The sequence below is a fragment of the Streptomyces tanashiensis genome, assembly GCF_014648895.1.
GTDB lineage: Bacteria > Actinomycetota > Actinomycetes > Streptomycetales > Streptomycetaceae > Streptomyces > Streptomyces tanashiensis.
The window spans coordinates 737,375-753,421 of record NZ_BMRZ01000001.1 but is presented as its reverse complement, the minus strand read 5'-3'; the positions used below and the strand labels follow the sequence as shown (position 1 = coordinate 753,421).

The window sequence follows — 16,047 nt, the reverse complement described above, 5'->3', positions numbered from 1 at the left end:
GACACGACGTAGCGTGCAGGTGCGCGAGGCCGCGTGGCGGTGGTGACCAGCCGCGATGACGCGGGGCGCGACCACGTCACCGACGAACAGGGTTTGGGGAGTGCTGGGGGACGACGCGGAGCTGACGACCGCGGTGCTCGCTGCGCAGGACGGGGACGAGGACGCCTTCCGTGCTGTGTATCGCGCCGTGCACCCGCGGCTGCTCGGCTACATACGCACGCTGGTCGGCGACGCGGACGCCGAGGACGTCGCCTCCGAGTCCTGGCTCCAGATAACCCGCGACCTCGACCGCTTCGACGGGGACGCGGACCGGTTCCGCGGCTGGGCGGCCCGGATCGCCCGTAACCGCGCCCTCGACCACATCCGGATGCGCGGCCGCCGTCCCGCCGTGGGCGCCGACGAGACCGAACTCGCCGACAAGCCCGCCGACTCCGACACGGCCGGCGAGGCCCTGGAGGCCCTCGCCACCGGCGACACCATGCAGCTGATCGCCCAGCTCCCGCAGGACCAGGCCGAGGCCGTCGTCCTGCGCGTCGTCGTCGGCCTCGACGCCAAGAGCGCCGCCGACACCCTGGGCAAACGCCCCGGCGCCGTGCGCACCGCCGCACACCGGGGTCTCAAGAAGCTCGCCGAACTCCTCGGGGCGGACGGCGGGCAGGACGGGCCGGACGGCACCGACGGGACCGTCGTCCCGCTGGACGGTGTCCCTCCGCAACGCGGCCGCGCGCCGGGCTCCGTGGCCCCCCGCGGTGTGACGCAATCACGTCCGCGTACGCAGAAGGACATGTGATGGCCGACGAGCGGTACCAGTGGCTCGACCAGGAGGCCGCGGAGCGGCTGCTCCGCGGCGAGCCGGTCGAGGCCGTCGACGACCGTGCGCGCGCCCAGGCCGAGCGCCTCGCCGAGGCCCTCGGCACGGCCCGTGTCCCCGCCGTACCCCCGGCCGCCCACGCCGAGCTTCCCGGAGAGGCGGCGGCGCTCGCCGCCTTCCGCAAGGCCACCGCCGAGCGGGCCGCGGCCGCCGCGGCGACGGCCGCCGCGCCCGCCGCGCCCGCCTCCGCCGACCTGGGCCGGGTGCGGCTCGCGCCGGCCACCGCACCGGCGCGCCGCTGGGCGCGTTCCGTACGGTACGGACTGGCCGCCGCGGTCGCCGCCGTCACGGTCGGCGGCGTCGCCGTCGCCGCCGGTACGGGCGTGCTGCCGCTGGTCGGCCCGGCGCCCGCCAGCTCGGTCACGGCGGGGGAGACGGCGGACCCCCTCGTCTCGAAGGAGCCCGGCATACGCCAGGACCCCGAGGCACCCCCGACGGAACCGGGCGGCGGCGACCCCACGCCCGGCGCGTCCCCGTCGGGCGACTCCGGGTCCACCACCCCGACCCCCCGCGTCCCGGACGGGCGCGGCACGGTCACCCCGGGGCCGGGCACCCCGAAGCCGGGCAGGCCGACCGGCGGGACGGGCGGCAAGGACGGCGCCGGTTCCACGGACCTCCGCGAGAAGGTCCTCAAGGCCTGCCGGGAGTTCCGGACGGGGAAGCTCGACGCCACCGGCCGGCAGCAGCTCACGAACACCCTGCGCAACGGCGAGACCCTGCGCCGCTACTGCGACCGGATCCTGTCCGGCGACACCGGCACGCCCGAGAAGGACGGCGATTCCGGGGACGACACCAAGGGCGACGGCAAGGACGACTCCGACGGCGACCGCAAGGGTGGCTCGAAGGAGGGGTCCAAGGGCGGTTCCCGCGGCGGGAACGGCGCCGAGCGGTCCGCCGGCGGCGTCGGGGACCGGGCCGGAGTCGTCCTTCCCGACACCCGGGTCCAGGCCGGGATCACCGCCGCGCCGCCCGCCGGGATCACCGCCGGAATCACTGCCGAGGCACGCGTTCCGCTCGGGGTGTAACACTTCTCGGCCCGTCGGCGCAGTAAGAAATGCCGACTGGTCATCGGCCGCGCAGAGAGCCGGGGTTCCCCCCGTACCTACGGCTCCGCGCACCCGGCGCGGGTGGGACACGTTCCCCCGGTCCCACCCGCGCCCCTCTCTCTTCCGTCCCTACCAGTGGACGACGACCTTGTCGCCGACCTTCACCTGGTCGAAGAGGGCCGACAGCTTGGCCCGGTCCCGGACGTTGACGCAGCCGTGCGAGGCCCCGGCGTAGCCGCGGGCCGCGAAGTCCGCCGAGTAGTGAACGGCCTGGCCCCGGCTGAAGAACATCGCGTACGGCATGGGCGTGTGGTAGATCGTCGACGTCCAGTCCTTCGCCTTCCACTCGACCGTGAAGAGGCCCTCACGGGTCGGCGTGTTCTCCGAGCCGAAGCGGACGTCCATCGACGAGACGACCTTGCCGTCGATCATCCAGGCGAGGGTCCGGCTCTCCTTGCTGATGCACATCACCCGGCCGGTCATGCACCGCGCGTCCGGGGTGTCCAGCTTGTTCGTGGTCGACGGCTTCAGCTCGTCGGCGGTCGGCTTCCGGCTCGCGGAGAGCAGCTGCCGCCAGGTCGTCTCGTCGACCGAACCCGTCTCGGGAAGCCCCCGGCGCGCCTGGAACTTCTTGACCGCGCCCGCGGTCATCGTCCCGTAGAAGCCCGTGGGGGCCCGGTCGAAGAAGTCGAGCTGCCGCAGCCGCGCCTGGAGCTCCCGCACCTGCTCGTTCTCGTCGCCGTCGCCCATGAGGGGCTTCGCCGAGGGCGCCCCGGTGGAGGGCGTGGCGGTGGGGAAGGTCGAGGAGGGGGACGGCGGCTTGCCGTCCGCGGTGGGGGCGTCGGTCGGCGTGGCGCCGGGGGTCCCCGGCGAGGACGATGCCGGGGCGGACGGCCTGCCCGTACCCGTACCGGACGCGTCCGGCGTACAGCCGGCGGCGAGAGCCACCGCCGCCGCTGCCAGAACCACTCTGCGTATGACGGCCGAAGACCGCTTCATGATTGTCCCCCGAAGTGTGTCGTGTGTACGTAGGGATGCTTCCCGCGCGCGTGCGGTTGCGCACGTGGGGCCCTAACCGCGCATCCTGTGAGGAAGACGACTGTCGGGAGGCACAGGCATGGCGCGCGAGTCGGAGTCGGGGTTGCCCATCGAGCCGGTGTACGGGCCGGACGCCCTGGACGGATGGGATCCCGCCGAAAAGCTGGGCGAGCCGGGCGCGTACCCCTTCACGCGCGGCGTGTACCCCTCGATGTACACCGGGCGCCCCTGGACGATGCGGCAGTACGCCGGCTTCGGCACCGCCGTCGAGTCCAACGCCCGCTACAAGCAGCTCATCGCCAACGGCACCATGGGCCTGTCGGTCGCCTTCGACCTGCCGACCCAGATGGGCCACGACTCCGACGCGCCCCTCGCGCACGGCGAGGTCGGCAAGGTCGGCGTCGCCATCGACTCGATCGACGACATGCGCGTGCTGTTCGACGGGATCCCGCTGGACAAGGTCTCCACGTCGATGACCATCAACGCCCCCGGCGCGCTCCTCCTCCTGCTCTACCAGCTCGTCGGCGAGGAGCAGGGCGTGCCGGCGGAAAAGCTGACCGGCACGATCCAGAACGACGTGCTCAAGGAGTACATCGCCCGGGGCACGTACATCTTCCCGCCGAAGCCCTCGCTGCGGCTGATCGCGGACACCTTCAAGTACTGCCGGTCCGAGATCCCGAAGTGGAACACCATCTCGATCTCCGGCTACCACATGGCGGAGGCCGGAGCCTCGCCCGCGCAGGAGATCGCGTTCACCCTCGCCGACGGCATCGAGTACGTCCGCACGGCCGTCGCCGCCGGGATGGACGTGGACGACTTCGCGCCCCGCCTCTCCTTCTTCTTCGTGGCCCGGACGACGATCCTGGAGGAGGTCGCCAAGTTCCGGGCGGCCCGCCGGATCTGGGCGCGGGTGATGAAGGAGGAGTTCGGCGCGGAGAACCCCAAGTCGCTGATGCTCCGCTTCCACACCCAGACCGCCGGGGTGCAGCTCACCGCCCAGCAGCCCGAGGTCAACCTGGTGCGCGTCGCCGTGCAGGGCCTCGCGGCCGTCCTCGGCGGCACCCAGTCGCTGCACACCAACTCCTTCGACGAGGCCATCGCCCTGCCGACGGACAAGTCCGCCCGCCTCGCCCTGCGCACCCAGCAGGTCCTGGCGTACGAGACGGACGTCACCGCCACCGTCGACCCCTTCGCCGGCTCCTACGTCGTGGAGAGGATGACGGACGACGTCGAGGCCGCGGCCCTGGAGCTGATGGGCCGGGTCGAGGAGATGGGCGGCGCGGTCAGCGCCATCGAGCGCGGCTTCCAGAAGGGCGAGATCGAGCGCTCGGCCTACCGGATCGCGCAGGAGACGGACAGCGGCGAGCGGGTCGTCGTCGGCGTCAACCGATTCACCGCCGACGTCGAGGAGCCCTACGAACCGCTCCGGGTCGACCCCGCCATCGAGGCCCAGCAGGCCGAGCGCCTCGCCGCGCTGCGCGCCGAACGCGACCGGCCGGCCGTCGACGCCGCCCTCGCCGGGCTGAAGAAGGCCGCCGAAGGCACCGACAACGTCCTCTACCCGATGAAGGAGGCCCTCAGGGCCCGCGCCACCGTCGGCGAGGTCTGCGACGCCCTGCGCGCCGTCTGGGGCACGTACGTCCCGACGGACGCGTTCTAGGAGATTCCGCCCACCGAAACCCCCCGGCGGAGTGTCGTACCGGTGTGCGACACTCCGCTTCATGCTGGGTGTCACCGATCTTCCGACCTATCTCGCCGGGCTCGTCCTCATCATCCTCCTGCCGGGGCCGAACTCGCTGTACGTGCTGTCCGTCGCCGCCCGCAAGGGCACCCGGACCGGATACAAGGCCGCCGCCGGCGTGTTCACCGGCGACGCGGTGCTGATGACGCTCGCCGCGCTCGGCGCCGCCTCGCTGCTCCAGACCACCCCGCTCCTCTTCACGATCGTGAAGTACGCGGGCGCGGGCTATCTGACCTGGATGGCGATCGGCATGCTGCGGGCCGCCCTGGCGATGTGGCGCACCCGGCACGAGACCGCCGCCGAGGCCGCCGCGGAGCCGGACACCGGACCGTCCGAGCACCCGTACCGCCGGGCGCTGATCATCAGCCTCTTCAACCCGAAGGCGATCCTCTTCCTGATCTCCTTCTTCGTGCAGTTCGTCGACCCCGGATACGCCTACCCGGCCCTGTCCTTCCTGGTCCTCGGCACCCTGCTCCAGCTCGGCAGCTTCCTCTACCTGACGACCCTGATATTCGGCGGCACACGGCTCGCCGAGGCGTTCCGGCGCCGCAAGCGCCTCTCGGCGGGAGCCACCTCCGCCGCCGGCGCCCTCTTCCTCGGCTTCGCGGCGAAGCTCTCGCTCAGCAGCGCCGCCTGATCCGGAGAAGCTTGACCCTCACACCGTGTGAGGCCGTTCCGTAGGGGGCGTCATGTTCACCATCGGAGACTTCGCCCGGCACGGGCGGGTGTCGGTCCGGATGCTGCGCCACTACGACGCCATCGGACTGCTGCGCCCGGCCCACGTCGACCCGCACAGCGGCTACCGCTTCTACACCGCGGACCAGCTCGCCCTGCTCAACCGTGTCATCGCGCTCAAGGACCTCGGCTTCACCCTCGAACAGGTGGGGGCGATCCTCGGGGAGGAGCTCGGCGCGGAGGAGCTGCGCGGGATGCTGCGTCTGCGCCAGGCCGAGCTGGAAGCGGCCCTGGAGGCGGCGCGGGCCCGGCTCGCCCAGGTCGGTGCGAGGCTCCGTGCCATCGAGAGTGAGGGACGCATGTCCACACAGGACGTCGTCGTCAAGAAGGTCCCCGCCGTCCGCGTCGCCGAGCTGAGCGCGGTCGCCGCGAGTTACGGACCGGAGGACATCACCCCGGTCATCGGTCCGCTGTACGAGGAGCTGTGCGGCCGTCTGGAGGGCGCGGGCGTCACCGGCTTCGGCCCGGCCGTCGCGTACTACGAGGACGCGGGCAAGGGGGACGGTTCGGTCCGCGTGCACGCGGCGACGACCGTGCCCGAGGGCACCGTCGCGGAGGGCGTCGAGGTGCACGTCCTGCCCGGTATCGAGGAGGCGGCCACCATCGTCCACCGCGGTTCCATGGACGAGATCCTGCCGACCGTGCAGGCCCTGGCCTCCTGGATCGACACCAACGGCTACCGGTCCGCCGGCTACGCCCGTGAGCTGTACCTGGAGTGCCCGGAGGACCCGGCCGGCTGGGTCTCCGAGATCCAGGAGCCGATCGTCCGCGCCTGATCGCACGCGCTGCGGGCCCGGGACCCCCGCACGGGTTCCCGGGCCCGCCGTCTTCGGTGGCGGTTCCTACTTCTTCAGCGCCTTGCGCAGCCGCAGCGCCCGCCGGGCGAGGCGGCGGACCTTGGGGTGGCGGGGGATCGGCAGACCGCCCGGCAGGTTCAGGACGGTGAGACGGCGCCGGGTGAAGTGGTGCCGGGTGCGCTCGGCGAGCGGGCCCGAGAGGTGCCGTACTGCGGGCTCGCGCAGCTCCGGGCGGATCTTCGGCTGCATCGCGAAGCCGACCGCCGCGACCAGGTCGTTCAGCTCCTCCGTCCCGACCGCGGTGTCGTCGCCCTCCGCCTCCAGGGGCGGGACGACCGCGTCGACCACGGTGAGCGGGATCCGGTTGCTGTTCTGGAACGGGGTGAGCCGCTCCAGGAGGGCCCGCGTGCCGACCCGGGCGACCGGCACCCCGTAGAAGGTCGCCGCCGTGAGCAGCGCCGTCGAGAAGCAGCCGACGACGAGCGCGGGCCGCAGCTCGCGGTAGAGCACCTCGGCGAGGACCGGCCGGTCCTCGACGGTGAGGGCGGCGCCGAGCTCCTCGGCCGCCTCCACGAGTGACCGCGACCAGGCGTCCGGGGCCGTCGGGTGCGGCTTGAAGACGAGCCGCCGGTGGCCGCGGGCGATCGCGCCCCGGACCATCCGCAGGTGCAGCTCCTCCTCCTCGGCGGGGGTCAGCAGGTTCAGCGCGGCCAGGTACTGGCCGAGGAGCAGCGCAGGGCCCTCCTCGGCGGGCCCGGCGGGCGGTCCCGCCAGTTCCTCCACGACCTTCGTGAACGCCTCCGTCGGCACCGGCTCCGGCACCGCACCGAACTCGGCGAGCAGCAGCGGCGCGAGCCCGGGGACCAGGTCCAGGTGGAGCAGCCGGCCCACCCGCCCGCCGATCAGCGGGTCGATCTTGTTGCGGGTCGGGCCGTAGCTCATCAGACCGTCCGCGTACACCGTGACGGGCGCGTCGGGAAGCAGCTGGGCGATGGCGAGCGCGGGCGTCACCTGGAGCGATTCCAGGGCGAGCTCGACGCGGTCGTCGCGGAGGTCCCAGAGCTTGCGCAGATGGCGCTGGAGGAGCGGCAGATCGCTCGCGCGCGGGGTCCAGCCGGCCGGGTGGAGCGGGGAGATCGTCTCGTTCCACGACAGGACCGAGTCGAAGCGGCCGCGCAGCCGCTCGAAGCCCTCGGCCTCGTCGAGGGCGGGCGTCGTCTCCGGGACGGCCGCGTTGTTGGTGACGAGGAGGATCCGGCGGTCGGCCGGCGCGAAGGCGCCGCTGTCGAGCGCGGCGGCGAGCGTCACGGCGCCGTAGAGGGTGGAGGCGCAGAAGATCTGGGTGGTGCGGCGGGCGCTCACGCGGCCACCTCCGTCGACTTCGCGCCCGCGCCCGCCTCGCGGACCGGCGCCTCCGGCGGTGGTGCGGGGCGCCGCCTGCGCAGTCGTCGCAGCGTCGTCGCGCGGTCCCCGCCCATCGCCGTCAGCACCTCGTCGAGGACCCCCTGGGGCATCCGCCGCAGCGCGCCCGCGCTCATCGCCTTCAGCCGGCGCGCCACCTCGGGCTCGAACCGTTCGATCGAGCCGATGTGATGGGAAATCACCGCGCAATACGTGCGGACGGCTTTGGGAAGAAGAAGATCCGCGTCCGCGTCCTTCGCCGTTTCCTCGATCACCTGGTCGAATGCGCGAATGAAATCCAATTGCCGGACATCGCCGATCTGGGTGAGCGAGGTCGCCACCCCGCGCCGATAGAACACACCGAGTTCACCGATCGCGGCGAACGATTCCGCCTCGCGGTGGAGTTTCCAGATCCAGGGCCGGTCCTCGGCCGTCCGCAGCCCGTGCGGGAAGTGCAGCAGACCCCGGTCCAGGAGCCGCCGGTGGTAGATCCCGGCCCAGGCGTACGGGTAGTCGACCGAGGTCGTCCGGTGCGCCGGCAGGATCGCGTCCCGCGGACGCAGCACCTCGCCGCGCCGGGCGACCGGCACCCGGCGCACCGCGCGGTTGCGCCCGGTGACCGTGACGTGGTCGGTGCGCAGGAAGTCGCAGCGCAGCCCGTCGGCGGCGGCGACGAGCCGGTCGTAGTAGCCGGGGGCGAGCCAGTCGTCCCCGTCGAGGAAGGCGATGTACTCGCCGCGGGCGGCGTCGAGGCCGGTGTTCCGGGCCGTGGCGAGGCCCTCGTTGTGCTCGTGCCTGATCAGGACGGCACCCGGGATCTCGCGCGCGGCCCGTTCGAGGAGCTCGGGTGTCCCGTCGGAGGAGCAGTCGTCGACAAGGAGGAACTCGAAGTCCTCGCGGGCGTTGGCCCGCAGGCTCGTGAGGGTGTCGGGGGCGTATGTCTGCACGTTGAAGAACGGCACGACGACGGAGAGCTTGACCACGCGGCCGACGCTAGGCGCCGCCCCGGCATTCCCACCGACCGTCGGGCAGCTTTTCGGTGAACACCAGGCGGCGGGCCGATTAACCGCCTTTACCCGCAGGGGAAATCAGCCGCCGGATGTCCGGACAGCGACCCACTTCAACAGGCGGAGAGGCTCTGTTCACCGTTTGTTGTGGCCCAGTTGGGCCGGAAAGCGGAATGCCCTTCTAGCGTCCTCGACGTGCCAGCAAGTACCAGAGAAGCGGTACGGGTCGCCGTACTCGCCGACTCCGACACCCGGTGGAAATGGGGCGCTCTCACCGCGCGCCGCATCACCACGGCCACCGCCGAACCCACCGGTTTCGTCCTGCGCGGACGGGCCACGCCCACCCCGCGCCAGCTCGCCGAGACCGGGGTGTCCACGACCGCCCCGCGCGAGGTGACGGGCGCGGAGTTCCTGCGCGAGGTACGGGACGCGGAGGAGCGCGGCGAGCGGTACGACGTCCTCGTGCTCTCCCTGGTCGGCGGCACCGTCCGCGCCGTCCTCCAGGGCCTGGCCGACCTCGCCCTGGAGCGGCGCCCGGTGATCGTCACCGGCTACGTCGGCGTCGTCTACGAGAAGCTGACCGACGGCCTCCTGCTCCGTCACGGAGCCGACGTGGTCCTCGCCAACTCCCGCCACGACGCCGAGCGTTTCCGCGCCGTCTACGAGGGCGTCGGCGCCGGCGCCGACTCGGTCGTCGAGGCCGCGCTGCCCTTCCTCGGCGGCGCCCCGCACGCCCCCGAGGCCGGCCGCGACACCCTGGTCTTCGCCGCCCAGCCCTCCGTGCCCGCCACCCGCGCCGAACGGGCTTACGTACTGCGGCGGTTGATCGATCACGCCCGTCTCCACCCGGGTCGCGAGGTGCTCCTCAAACTCCGCTCCAAGCCGGGCGAACACACCACGCACCTGGAGGAGTTCCCCTTCCAGAAGCTGGTCCGCGAGCTCGACCCGCCGGCCAACTTCCGGCTCGTGTACGGGCACATGGGCGAGGTCCTCGACCGCACCGACCTGCTGGTCACCGTCTCCTCCACGGCCGCCCTCGAAGCGCTCCACCGCCGGATCCCCACCGCGATCCTCACCGACCTCGGGGTCCGCGAGGCCCTCGGCAACCACCACTTCGTCGGCTCCGGCCTGCTCACCTCCTTCGACCGGCTCGACAAGGGGGACGTGCCGGCGCCCGACGAGACCTGGCTCGCCCGGCAGGGCGTCGCCTCCGACAGCCCGTACGAGGCGGCCTTCGACGCCGCACGCGACCGGGTCGCCGAGCTCCTCGCGCTCCCCGCCCTGCCCCCCGTCAGCCCCTACTACACCGCGGAGACGGCCCCCGGCTACCTGCCCGGGATCCTCGCCCGCCACCGCCTGGACGTCACCGCGCCCGAGCCCCGCGAGAGCGGGCTGCGCAGGGTCGTCCGGGAGGCCGCGCGGGGCGCGTACCGCCACGGCGTGCAGCGCGTCGCCCCCGTCATCCGCCGCCTGGGAGAACTCTGATGCCGTCCCCGATCGTGCTCGCCGTCATCCCCGCCCGGGGCGGCTCCAAGGGCGTGCCCGCCAAGAACCTCGCCCCGGTGGCCGGGGTCCCCCTGGTGGCACGCGCCGTCCACGCCTGCCTCGGCGCCCGCCCGGTCACCCACGTCGTGGTCTCCACCGACGACCCCGCCATCGCGGCGGCGGCCCGCACCGCCGGAGCCGAGGCCGTCCGCCGGCCCGCCGAGATCGCGGGCGACACCGCCACCAGCGAGGCCGCGGTCCTGCACGCGATGGACGCCTTCGAGGCCACCCACGGCCGCCCGGCCGACGTGGTCCTCCTCGTCCAGTGCACCAGCCCCTTCCTCACCTCCGCCGAGGTCGCCGAGACCGCCGAGCGGATCACCTCGGGCGCCGCCGACACCGCCTTCACGGCCGCCCCGTCCCACGGCTTCCTCTGGCGCGATCCCCAGGACAGCCCGACGGGCGCCACCGGCGTCAACCACGACAAGGCGCACCGCCCGCGCCGCCAGGACCGGGAGCCCGAGTTCCTGGAGACCGGCGCCGTCTACGCGATGGACGCGGCCGGCTTCCGCACCCACGGGCACCGCTTCTTCGGCCGCACCGCGCTCGTCGTCACCGACCCCGCCCGGGTCCTGGAGATCGACGACCCGCACGACCTGGCCCGCGCCAAGGCCCTCGCGCCGCTCCTCGACGAGCCCGTCACGCCCGGCTTCGCCGACGTCGACGCCGTCGTCCTCGACTTCGACGGCACCCAGACCGACGACCGGGTCCACCTCGACGCCGAGGGCCGCGAGTTCGTCTCCGCGCACCGCGGCGACGGCCTGGGAATCGCGGCCCTGCGCCGCGCCGGACTGCCCGTCCTCATCCTCTCCACCGAGCAGAACGCCGTGGTCGCCGCCCGCGCCCGCAAGCTCAGGATCCCCGTCCTGCACGGCATCGACCGCAAGGACCGCGCCCTCAAGGAGTGGTGCGAGGCCGAGGGCATCGACCCGCAGCGCGTCCTCTACGCCGGCAACGACGTCAACGACCTGCCCTGCTTCCACCTCGTCGGCTGGCCCGTCGCGGTGAGCAGTGCCCACGACTCCGTACGGGCCGCCGCCCGCGCGGTCACCGTCACCCCGGGCGGCTCCGGGGCGATCCGCGAGATCGCCGCCTGGCTCCTCGGACCCGAGCTGAACACCCCCAACCCGTAAGGAACGACCATGAGCACCCGTCTGCGCACCCTCGGCACCAAGACCGCCGGCCCGGGTCAGCCCGTCTACGTCTGCGGCGAGATCGGCATCAACCACAACGGCGACCTCGACAACGCCTTCAAGCTGATCGACGTGGCCGCCGAGGCCGGCTGCGACGCCGTCAAGTTCCAGAAGCGCACCCCGGAGATCTGCACCCCGCGCGACCAGTGGGACATCGAGCGCGACACCCCCTGGGGCCGGATGACGTACATCGACTACCGCCACCGCGTGGAGTTCGGCGAGGACGAGTACCGCGCCATCGACGAGCACTGCAAGGAGCGCGGCATCGACTGGTTCGCCTCCCCGTGGGACACCGAGGCGGTCGCCTTCCTGGAGAAGTTCGACGTCCCCGCCCACAAGGTGGCCTCCGCCTCCCTCACCGACGACGAGCTGCTGCGCGAGCTGCGCGCCACCGGCCGCACGGTGATCCTCTCCACCGGCATGTCGACCCCGAAGCAGATCCGCCACGCGGTCGAGGTCCTCGGCTCGGACAACATCCTGCTCTGCCACGCCACCTCGACCTACCCGGCCAAGGCCGAGGAGCTCAACCTCCGCGTCATCCAGACGCTCCAGGAGGAGTACCCGAACGTCCCGATCGGCTACTCCGGCCACGAGACCGGCCTCCAGACCACGCTGGCCGCCGTCGCCCTCGGCGCCACCTTCGTCGAGCGCCACATCACCCTCGACCGCGCCATGTGGGGCTCCGACCAGGCCGCCTCCGTCGAGCCGCAGGGCCTCCAGCGCCTGGTCCGCGACATCCGCACCATCGAGGCGGCCCTCGGCGACGGCGTCAAGAAGGTGTACGAGTCGGAGCTCGGCCCGATGAAGAAGCTCCGCCGGGTCCAGGGCACCGTCGCCGCATGACCGGGCAGCTGGCGTTCGTCGAGAGCCCGGTCCAGCTCCTCAACGTCCTGGAATGGGCACACACGCAGACACCCGATGTGCCCGCGACGGAGGCGGACGCCGCCCCGCCCCTCACGGTCGTCGTGCTCTCGCCGACCGACCCCATGTCGCGGGGCCAGCTGCGCCGGATGGCCCAGCTGGCCCGCGACCAGGGCCTCACCGTCCGCTGGCAGGAGGCCCGCGGCGGCCGGGGCGCGCTCGTCCGCACCCTGCGGGAGCTCGCCCGGCCGCTGCGCTCGGCGGAGCGGGTGATCATCGGTGACCCGTTCTCCCGGTACGTCCAGCTCCTCCTGACCCTCTTCGCCCCCCGGCACCTGACGGTCGTCGACGACGGCACGGCGACCATGGAGTTCGCCGCCCAGCTCGGCCGCGGCGAGCGCCTGGTGCGCTGGCACCGCAAGGGCAGCATGGGCCCGCGCGAGCTGGTCCTCGCCCCGGTCACGAGCCTCGCCCGGCGGAAGCTCGCCCCGACCCGGGGCCGTACGGTCGAGATCTTCACCTCGCTGCCCGTGGAGGCCCCGCCGGGCGTCACGGTCACCGAGAACACGTACGCCTGGACCCGGGACAGCTTCGGCCCGCCGCTGCTCACCGGCGGCGCGGACCTGGTCGGCACCTCCCTGGTCGAGACGGGCGTCGTCGACGCCGACCACTACGCGCGCGTGGTGCACGAGCTCGCCCGCGCCCACGGCGCCACCCGCTACTTCGCGCACCGCAGGGAGAGCGCCGAGAAACTGCACCGGATCGCGGTCGAGACCGGCCTCCAGGTGGTCCGGCCCGATCTGCCCCTGGAGCTGATCGCCCGGCGCGGCCCCATCGGACGCACGGTCGTCAGCTTCCCGTCCACGGTCGTGCACACCCTGCCCCTGGCCCTGGCCGGCACCGGGGTGAAGGTCGCCGTCATCGAGATCGCGCCCGAGTGGCTGCGGGCGACCGCGTCGCCGCGCGCGCAGGGCTTCCTGTCCGGGGTGGCGGGCACCGCGGCCCACGAGGTCGACCGGCTCACCACCCGGGCGGCCGGTCCGGCCGACCGGCTCGAATTCGGCTGAGCGTACCCACAAGGAGTGAGCTTCATGCCTGCCAAACCGAGATTCTTTCCCCTAAGGGGCTGAACTTTTCGTGATCAACGGGCAGTTGACCCTTCCACGGGCCTACCCTTCAAAGGGTGAACCAGTTGAAGTCCCGTGAGCCAGGCTCCGTCACCCTGCCCGGAACGCTGTCCGACTCCCTGCGCGCCGAACTCGTCGCCTTCCGCAGGGACTTGCACATGCACCCCGAGCTCGGGAACCAGGAGTTCCGTACGACCGCCGCGCTCAAGGCCCGCCTGGAGGCGGCCGGCCTCGCGCCGAAGGTCCTGCCGGCAGGCACCGGACTCATCTGTGACATCGGCACCCGGGAACCGGGCCGGGCCATGCTGGCGATCCGCGCCGACCTGGACGCGCTGCCCATCCCCGACGTCAAGACCGTCGCGTACCGCTCCACCGTGGCCAACCGCGCCCACGCCTGTGGCCACGACGTCCACACCACCACCGTCCTCGGCGCCGGGCTCGTCCTCGCCGAGCTCGACCGCCGCGGACTGCTGCCGAACGCCGTGCGGCTGATCTTCCAGCCCGCCGAGGAGGTCCTGCCCGGGGGCGCCGCCGACGCCGTCGAGGCCGGGGTCCTGGACGGCGTGGGCCGGATCATCGCCGTCCACTGCGACCCCCGGGTCGACGCCGGGAAGATCGGGCTCCGGGTCGGCCCCATCACCTCCGCCTGCGACCGCCTGGAGATCACCCTCGACGGCCCCGGCGGTCACACCGCCCGCCCGCACCTCACCACCGACCTCGTCACCGCCGCCGCCCGGGTCGCCACCGACGTCCCGGCCGTCCTCGCCCGCCGGGTCGACGCCCGCTCGGGCCTCTCGGTCACCTGGGGCCGCATCGAGGCCGGCCACGCCCCCAACGTGATCCCGCAGCACGCCGAGCTCTCCGGCACCGTCCGCTGCCTCGACCTGCCCTCCTGGCGGGACGCGCCCGACCTGGTCCACGCGGCGATCGACGAGGTCGCCACCCTGCACCGGGCCAAGTCGACCGTCACCTACGTCCGGGGCGTCCCGCCGGTCGTGAACGACCCGGTCGTGACCGAACTGCTCCGCGACGCCATGACGGTCCGCCGCGGACCGCAGTCGATCGAGGACACCGAGCAGAGCCTCGGCGGCGAGGACTTCTCCTGGTACCTGGAGCACGTCCCCGGCGCGATGGCCCGCCTCGGCGTCCGTACCCCCGGCGACACCCGCGTCCGGGACCTGCACGCCGGCGACTTCGACGTGGACGAGCGGTGCATCGAGGCCGGTGTGGAGCTCTTCACGGCCGCGGCCCTGCTCGGCGCCACGCCCCAGCGCTGATTTCCGGCCGGGCGGAGGGCGCCAACCGCTTCGAACAGGTTCGCTCGTCCGTCCGGCCCAGCGCTGTCCCACGGTCGGCCCAGCGCCCGGCGCGTCGCCTCCCGACCCCTGTCCGGGCACCCCGTCCGGGCGGTATAACCGGCGGTACCGGGCCGAACGCCCCCGGTCGCCTCGGCTGGCCGGTTCGCGACGATCCGATAACGACTCATGAACGGGTCTTTAACTGACATCTACGCGCGTTACGATCGCCGCGAAACCAGCGCCGGAAGAGGCGCTTTCGGTCAGTCTTGAAGGGACCCTCCTCTTGCGCCGGATCACCAGGATCACGACCGTGGGCATCGCCTCCGCGGCGCTCGCGCTCTCCGCCACCGCCTGTGGCAAGTCTTCGAACGACTCGGGCTCCAGCTCGACCACCGACTCGAAGGCCGTCAAGGCCGCGATCGCGTACGACATCGGCGGCCGCGGCGACCAGTCCTTCAACGACGCCGCCTACGCGGGCCTGAAGAAGGCCGAGGACGACCTCGGCGTCAAGGGCGCCGAGGCCGAGCCGTCGCAGGGCGAGAGCGACGCCGACAAGGTCGCGCGCCTCACCTCGCTGGCCCGCGCCGGCAACAACCCGGTCATCGGCGTCGGCTTCTCCTACGCCCCGGCCATCGCGAAGGTCTCCAAGGCCTTCCCGAAGACCACGTTCGGCCTCATCGACGACACCTCGGTGACCGCCCCGAACATCGCCAACCTGGTCTTCAACGAGGAGCAGGGCTCCTACCTGGCCGGCGTCGCCGCCGCCAAGGCCTCCAAGACCGGCACGGTCGGCTTCATCGGCGGTGTCGAGGTTCCGCTGATCAAGAAGTTCGAGGCGGGCTTCACCCAGGGCGTCAAGGACACCAACCCCAAGGCGAAGGTGCTCACCCAGTACCTGACCCAGCCGCCGAACTTCGACGGCTTCTCGAAGCCCGACCTCGGCAAGGCCGCTGCGCAGGGCCAGCTCGACAAGGGCGCCGACGTGATCTACGCCGCCGCCGGTCTGGCCGGTTCGGGCTCCATCGAGGCCGCCGCGACCGCGGGCAAGTGGGCCATCGGCGTCGACTCCGACCAGTACAACCAGGCGGGTCTGGCCTCCTACAAGGACCACATCCTGACCTCGGTCACCAAGGACGTCTCCGACTCCGTCTACAACGTGATCAAGTCGGTCAAGGACGGCAAGCCGCAGACCGGTGAGATCCGCTACGGCCTCGCCACGGACGGCGTCGGCCTGGCCGACTCCAACCCGGCGTACGTGAAGATGACCGATGTCACCGCCGCCGTGGAGAAGGCGAAGAAGGACATCGTCGACGGCAAGATCACGGTCAAGACCGCTCCGTAAGGACCGGCAGGTCACGACCTGAGCCCGGGCCCGGCGTCCGGTGGC

The 16,047-nt window shown here is 72.7% G+C and carries 14 protein-coding genes; 11 read left to right on the top strand and 3 right to left on the bottom strand.

All coding sequences use genetic code 11. The features are described from left to right. The first annotated feature begins 100 nt into the window (after window positions 1-100). Both IE237_RS03375 and IE237_RS03370 read left to right on the top strand, forming a co-directional pair. Window positions 101-790, top strand: coding sequence for an RNA polymerase sigma factor (locus IE237_RS03375; RefSeq protein ID WP_189800269.1), 690 nt, complete (start codon window positions 101-103; stop codon window positions 788-790). Beyond that, the gene (locus IE237_RS03370) at window positions 790-1,896 is read left to right on the top strand and encodes a hypothetical protein (protein ID WP_189800268.1); all 1,107 of its coding nucleotides are present in this window, start codon (window positions 790-792) and stop codon (window positions 1,894-1,896) included. Before IE237_RS03375 ends, IE237_RS03370 begins: the two co-directional genes overlap by 1 nt. A 150-nt stretch (window positions 1,897-2,046) precedes the next feature. Here the strand turns inward: IE237_RS03370 and IE237_RS03365 are convergent, their stop codons facing one another. Beyond that, entirely contained in the window at window positions 2,047-2,916 is an 870-nt protein-coding gene (locus IE237_RS03365) for a L,D-transpeptidase family protein (RefSeq protein WP_189800267.1), read from the bottom strand. A gap of 118 nt (window positions 2,917-3,034) precedes the next feature. Here IE237_RS03365 and IE237_RS03360 point away from each other — a divergent pair, with 118 nt between their 5' ends. From IE237_RS03360 to IE237_RS03350, 3 genes are all read left to right on the top strand, one after another. Next, complete coding sequence (locus IE237_RS03360; RefSeq protein WP_189800266.1) at window positions 3,035-4,615, top strand: acyl-CoA mutase large subunit family protein; 1,581 nt, start codon at window positions 3,035-3,037, stop codon at window positions 4,613-4,615. 61 nt (window positions 4,616-4,676) lie between these two features. Beyond that, entirely contained in the window at window positions 4,677-5,333 is a 657-nt protein-coding gene (gene leuE / locus IE237_RS03355; RefSeq protein ID WP_189800265.1) for a leucine efflux protein LeuE, read from the top strand. Between the two features lie 52 nt (window positions 5,334-5,385). Continuing rightward, window positions 5,386-6,207, top strand: coding sequence for a MerR family transcriptional regulator (locus tag IE237_RS03350; protein WP_189800264.1), 822 nt, complete (start codon window positions 5,386-5,388; stop codon window positions 6,205-6,207). 66 nt (window positions 6,208-6,273) lie between these two features. On the opposite strand, the gene IE237_RS03345 is transcribed toward IE237_RS03350, so the two are convergent. Both IE237_RS03345 and IE237_RS03340 read right to left on the bottom strand, forming a co-directional pair. Beyond that, the gene (locus IE237_RS03345) at window positions 6,274-7,590 is read right to left on the bottom strand and encodes an alpha-2,8-polysialyltransferase family protein (RefSeq protein ID WP_189800263.1); all 1,317 of its coding nucleotides are present in this window, start codon (window positions 7,588-7,590) and stop codon (window positions 6,274-6,276) included. Further along, complete coding sequence (locus IE237_RS03340; protein WP_189800262.1) at window positions 7,587-8,612, bottom strand: glycosyltransferase family 2 protein; 1,026 nt, start codon at window positions 8,610-8,612, stop codon at window positions 7,587-7,589. Before IE237_RS03340 ends, IE237_RS03345 begins: the two co-directional genes overlap by 4 nt. Window positions 8,613-8,831: 219 nt before the next feature. Here IE237_RS03340 and IE237_RS03335 point away from each other — a divergent pair, with 219 nt between their 5' ends. The 6 genes from IE237_RS03335 (at window position 8,832) to IE237_RS03310 (ending at window position 16,002) form a co-directional block, all read left to right on the top strand. Beyond that, window positions 8,832-10,121, top strand: a complete 1,290-nt coding sequence (locus IE237_RS03335; RefSeq protein ID WP_189800261.1) for a DUF6716 putative glycosyltransferase — start codon at window positions 8,832-8,834, stop codon at window positions 10,119-10,121. Beyond that, a complete protein-coding gene (locus tag IE237_RS03330) occupies window positions 10,121-11,314 on the top strand; it encodes an acylneuraminate cytidylyltransferase (RefSeq protein WP_189800260.1) in 1,194 nt (397 codons plus the stop codon). The genes IE237_RS03335 and IE237_RS03330 overlap by 1 nt, the downstream gene beginning before the upstream one ends. Window positions 11,315-11,323: 9 nt before the next feature. Continuing rightward, on the top strand, window positions 11,324-12,217 hold the full coding sequence (locus tag IE237_RS03325) for an N-acetylneuraminate synthase family protein (protein WP_189800259.1): 894 nt from the start codon (window positions 11,324-11,326) through the stop codon (window positions 12,215-12,217). Then, on the top strand, window positions 12,214-13,302 hold the full coding sequence (locus tag IE237_RS03320; protein ID WP_189800258.1) for a hypothetical protein: 1,089 nt from the start codon (window positions 12,214-12,216) through the stop codon (window positions 13,300-13,302). The genes IE237_RS03325 and IE237_RS03320 overlap by 4 nt, the downstream gene beginning before the upstream one ends. Window positions 13,303-13,418: 116 nt before the next feature. Then, the gene (locus IE237_RS03315) at window positions 13,419-14,639 is read left to right on the top strand and encodes an amidohydrolase (protein WP_189800257.1); all 1,221 of its coding nucleotides are present in this window, start codon (window positions 13,419-13,421) and stop codon (window positions 14,637-14,639) included. 304 nt (window positions 14,640-14,943) lie between these two features. Continuing rightward, on the top strand, window positions 14,944-16,002 hold the full coding sequence (locus tag IE237_RS03310; RefSeq protein ID WP_189800256.1) for a BMP family lipoprotein: 1,059 nt from the start codon (window positions 14,944-14,946) through the stop codon (window positions 16,000-16,002). Window positions 16,003-16,047: the final 45 nt, after the last annotated feature.

Excerpts from the sequence above, each read along its gene's own strand:
- IE237_RS03365 (WP_189800267.1), bottom strand. The coding sequence starts at position 2,916 with ATGAAGCGGTCTTCGGCCGTCATACGCAGAGTGGTTCTGGCAGCGGCG.
- IE237_RS03325 (WP_189800259.1), top strand. The coding sequence starts at position 11,324 with ATGAGCACCCGTCTGCGCACCCTCGGCACCAAGACCGCCGGCCCGGGT.
- IE237_RS03330 (WP_189800260.1), top strand. The coding sequence starts at position 10,121 with ATGCCGTCCCCGATCGTGCTCGCCGTCATCCCCGCCCGGGGCGGCTCC.
- IE237_RS03350 (WP_189800264.1), top strand. The coding sequence starts at position 5,386 with ATGTTCACCATCGGAGACTTCGCCCGGCACGGGCGGGTGTCGGTCCGG.
- IE237_RS03360 (WP_189800266.1), top strand. The coding sequence starts at position 3,035 with ATGGCGCGCGAGTCGGAGTCGGGGTTGCCCATCGAGCCGGTGTACGGG.
- IE237_RS03370 (WP_189800268.1), top strand. The coding sequence starts at position 790 with ATGGCCGACGAGCGGTACCAGTGGCTCGACCAGGAGGCCGCGGAGCGG.
- IE237_RS03320 (WP_189800258.1), top strand. The coding sequence starts at position 12,214 with ATGACCGGGCAGCTGGCGTTCGTCGAGAGCCCGGTCCAGCTCCTCAAC.
- leuE (WP_189800265.1), top strand. The coding sequence starts at position 4,677 with ATGCTGGGTGTCACCGATCTTCCGACCTATCTCGCCGGGCTCGTCCTC.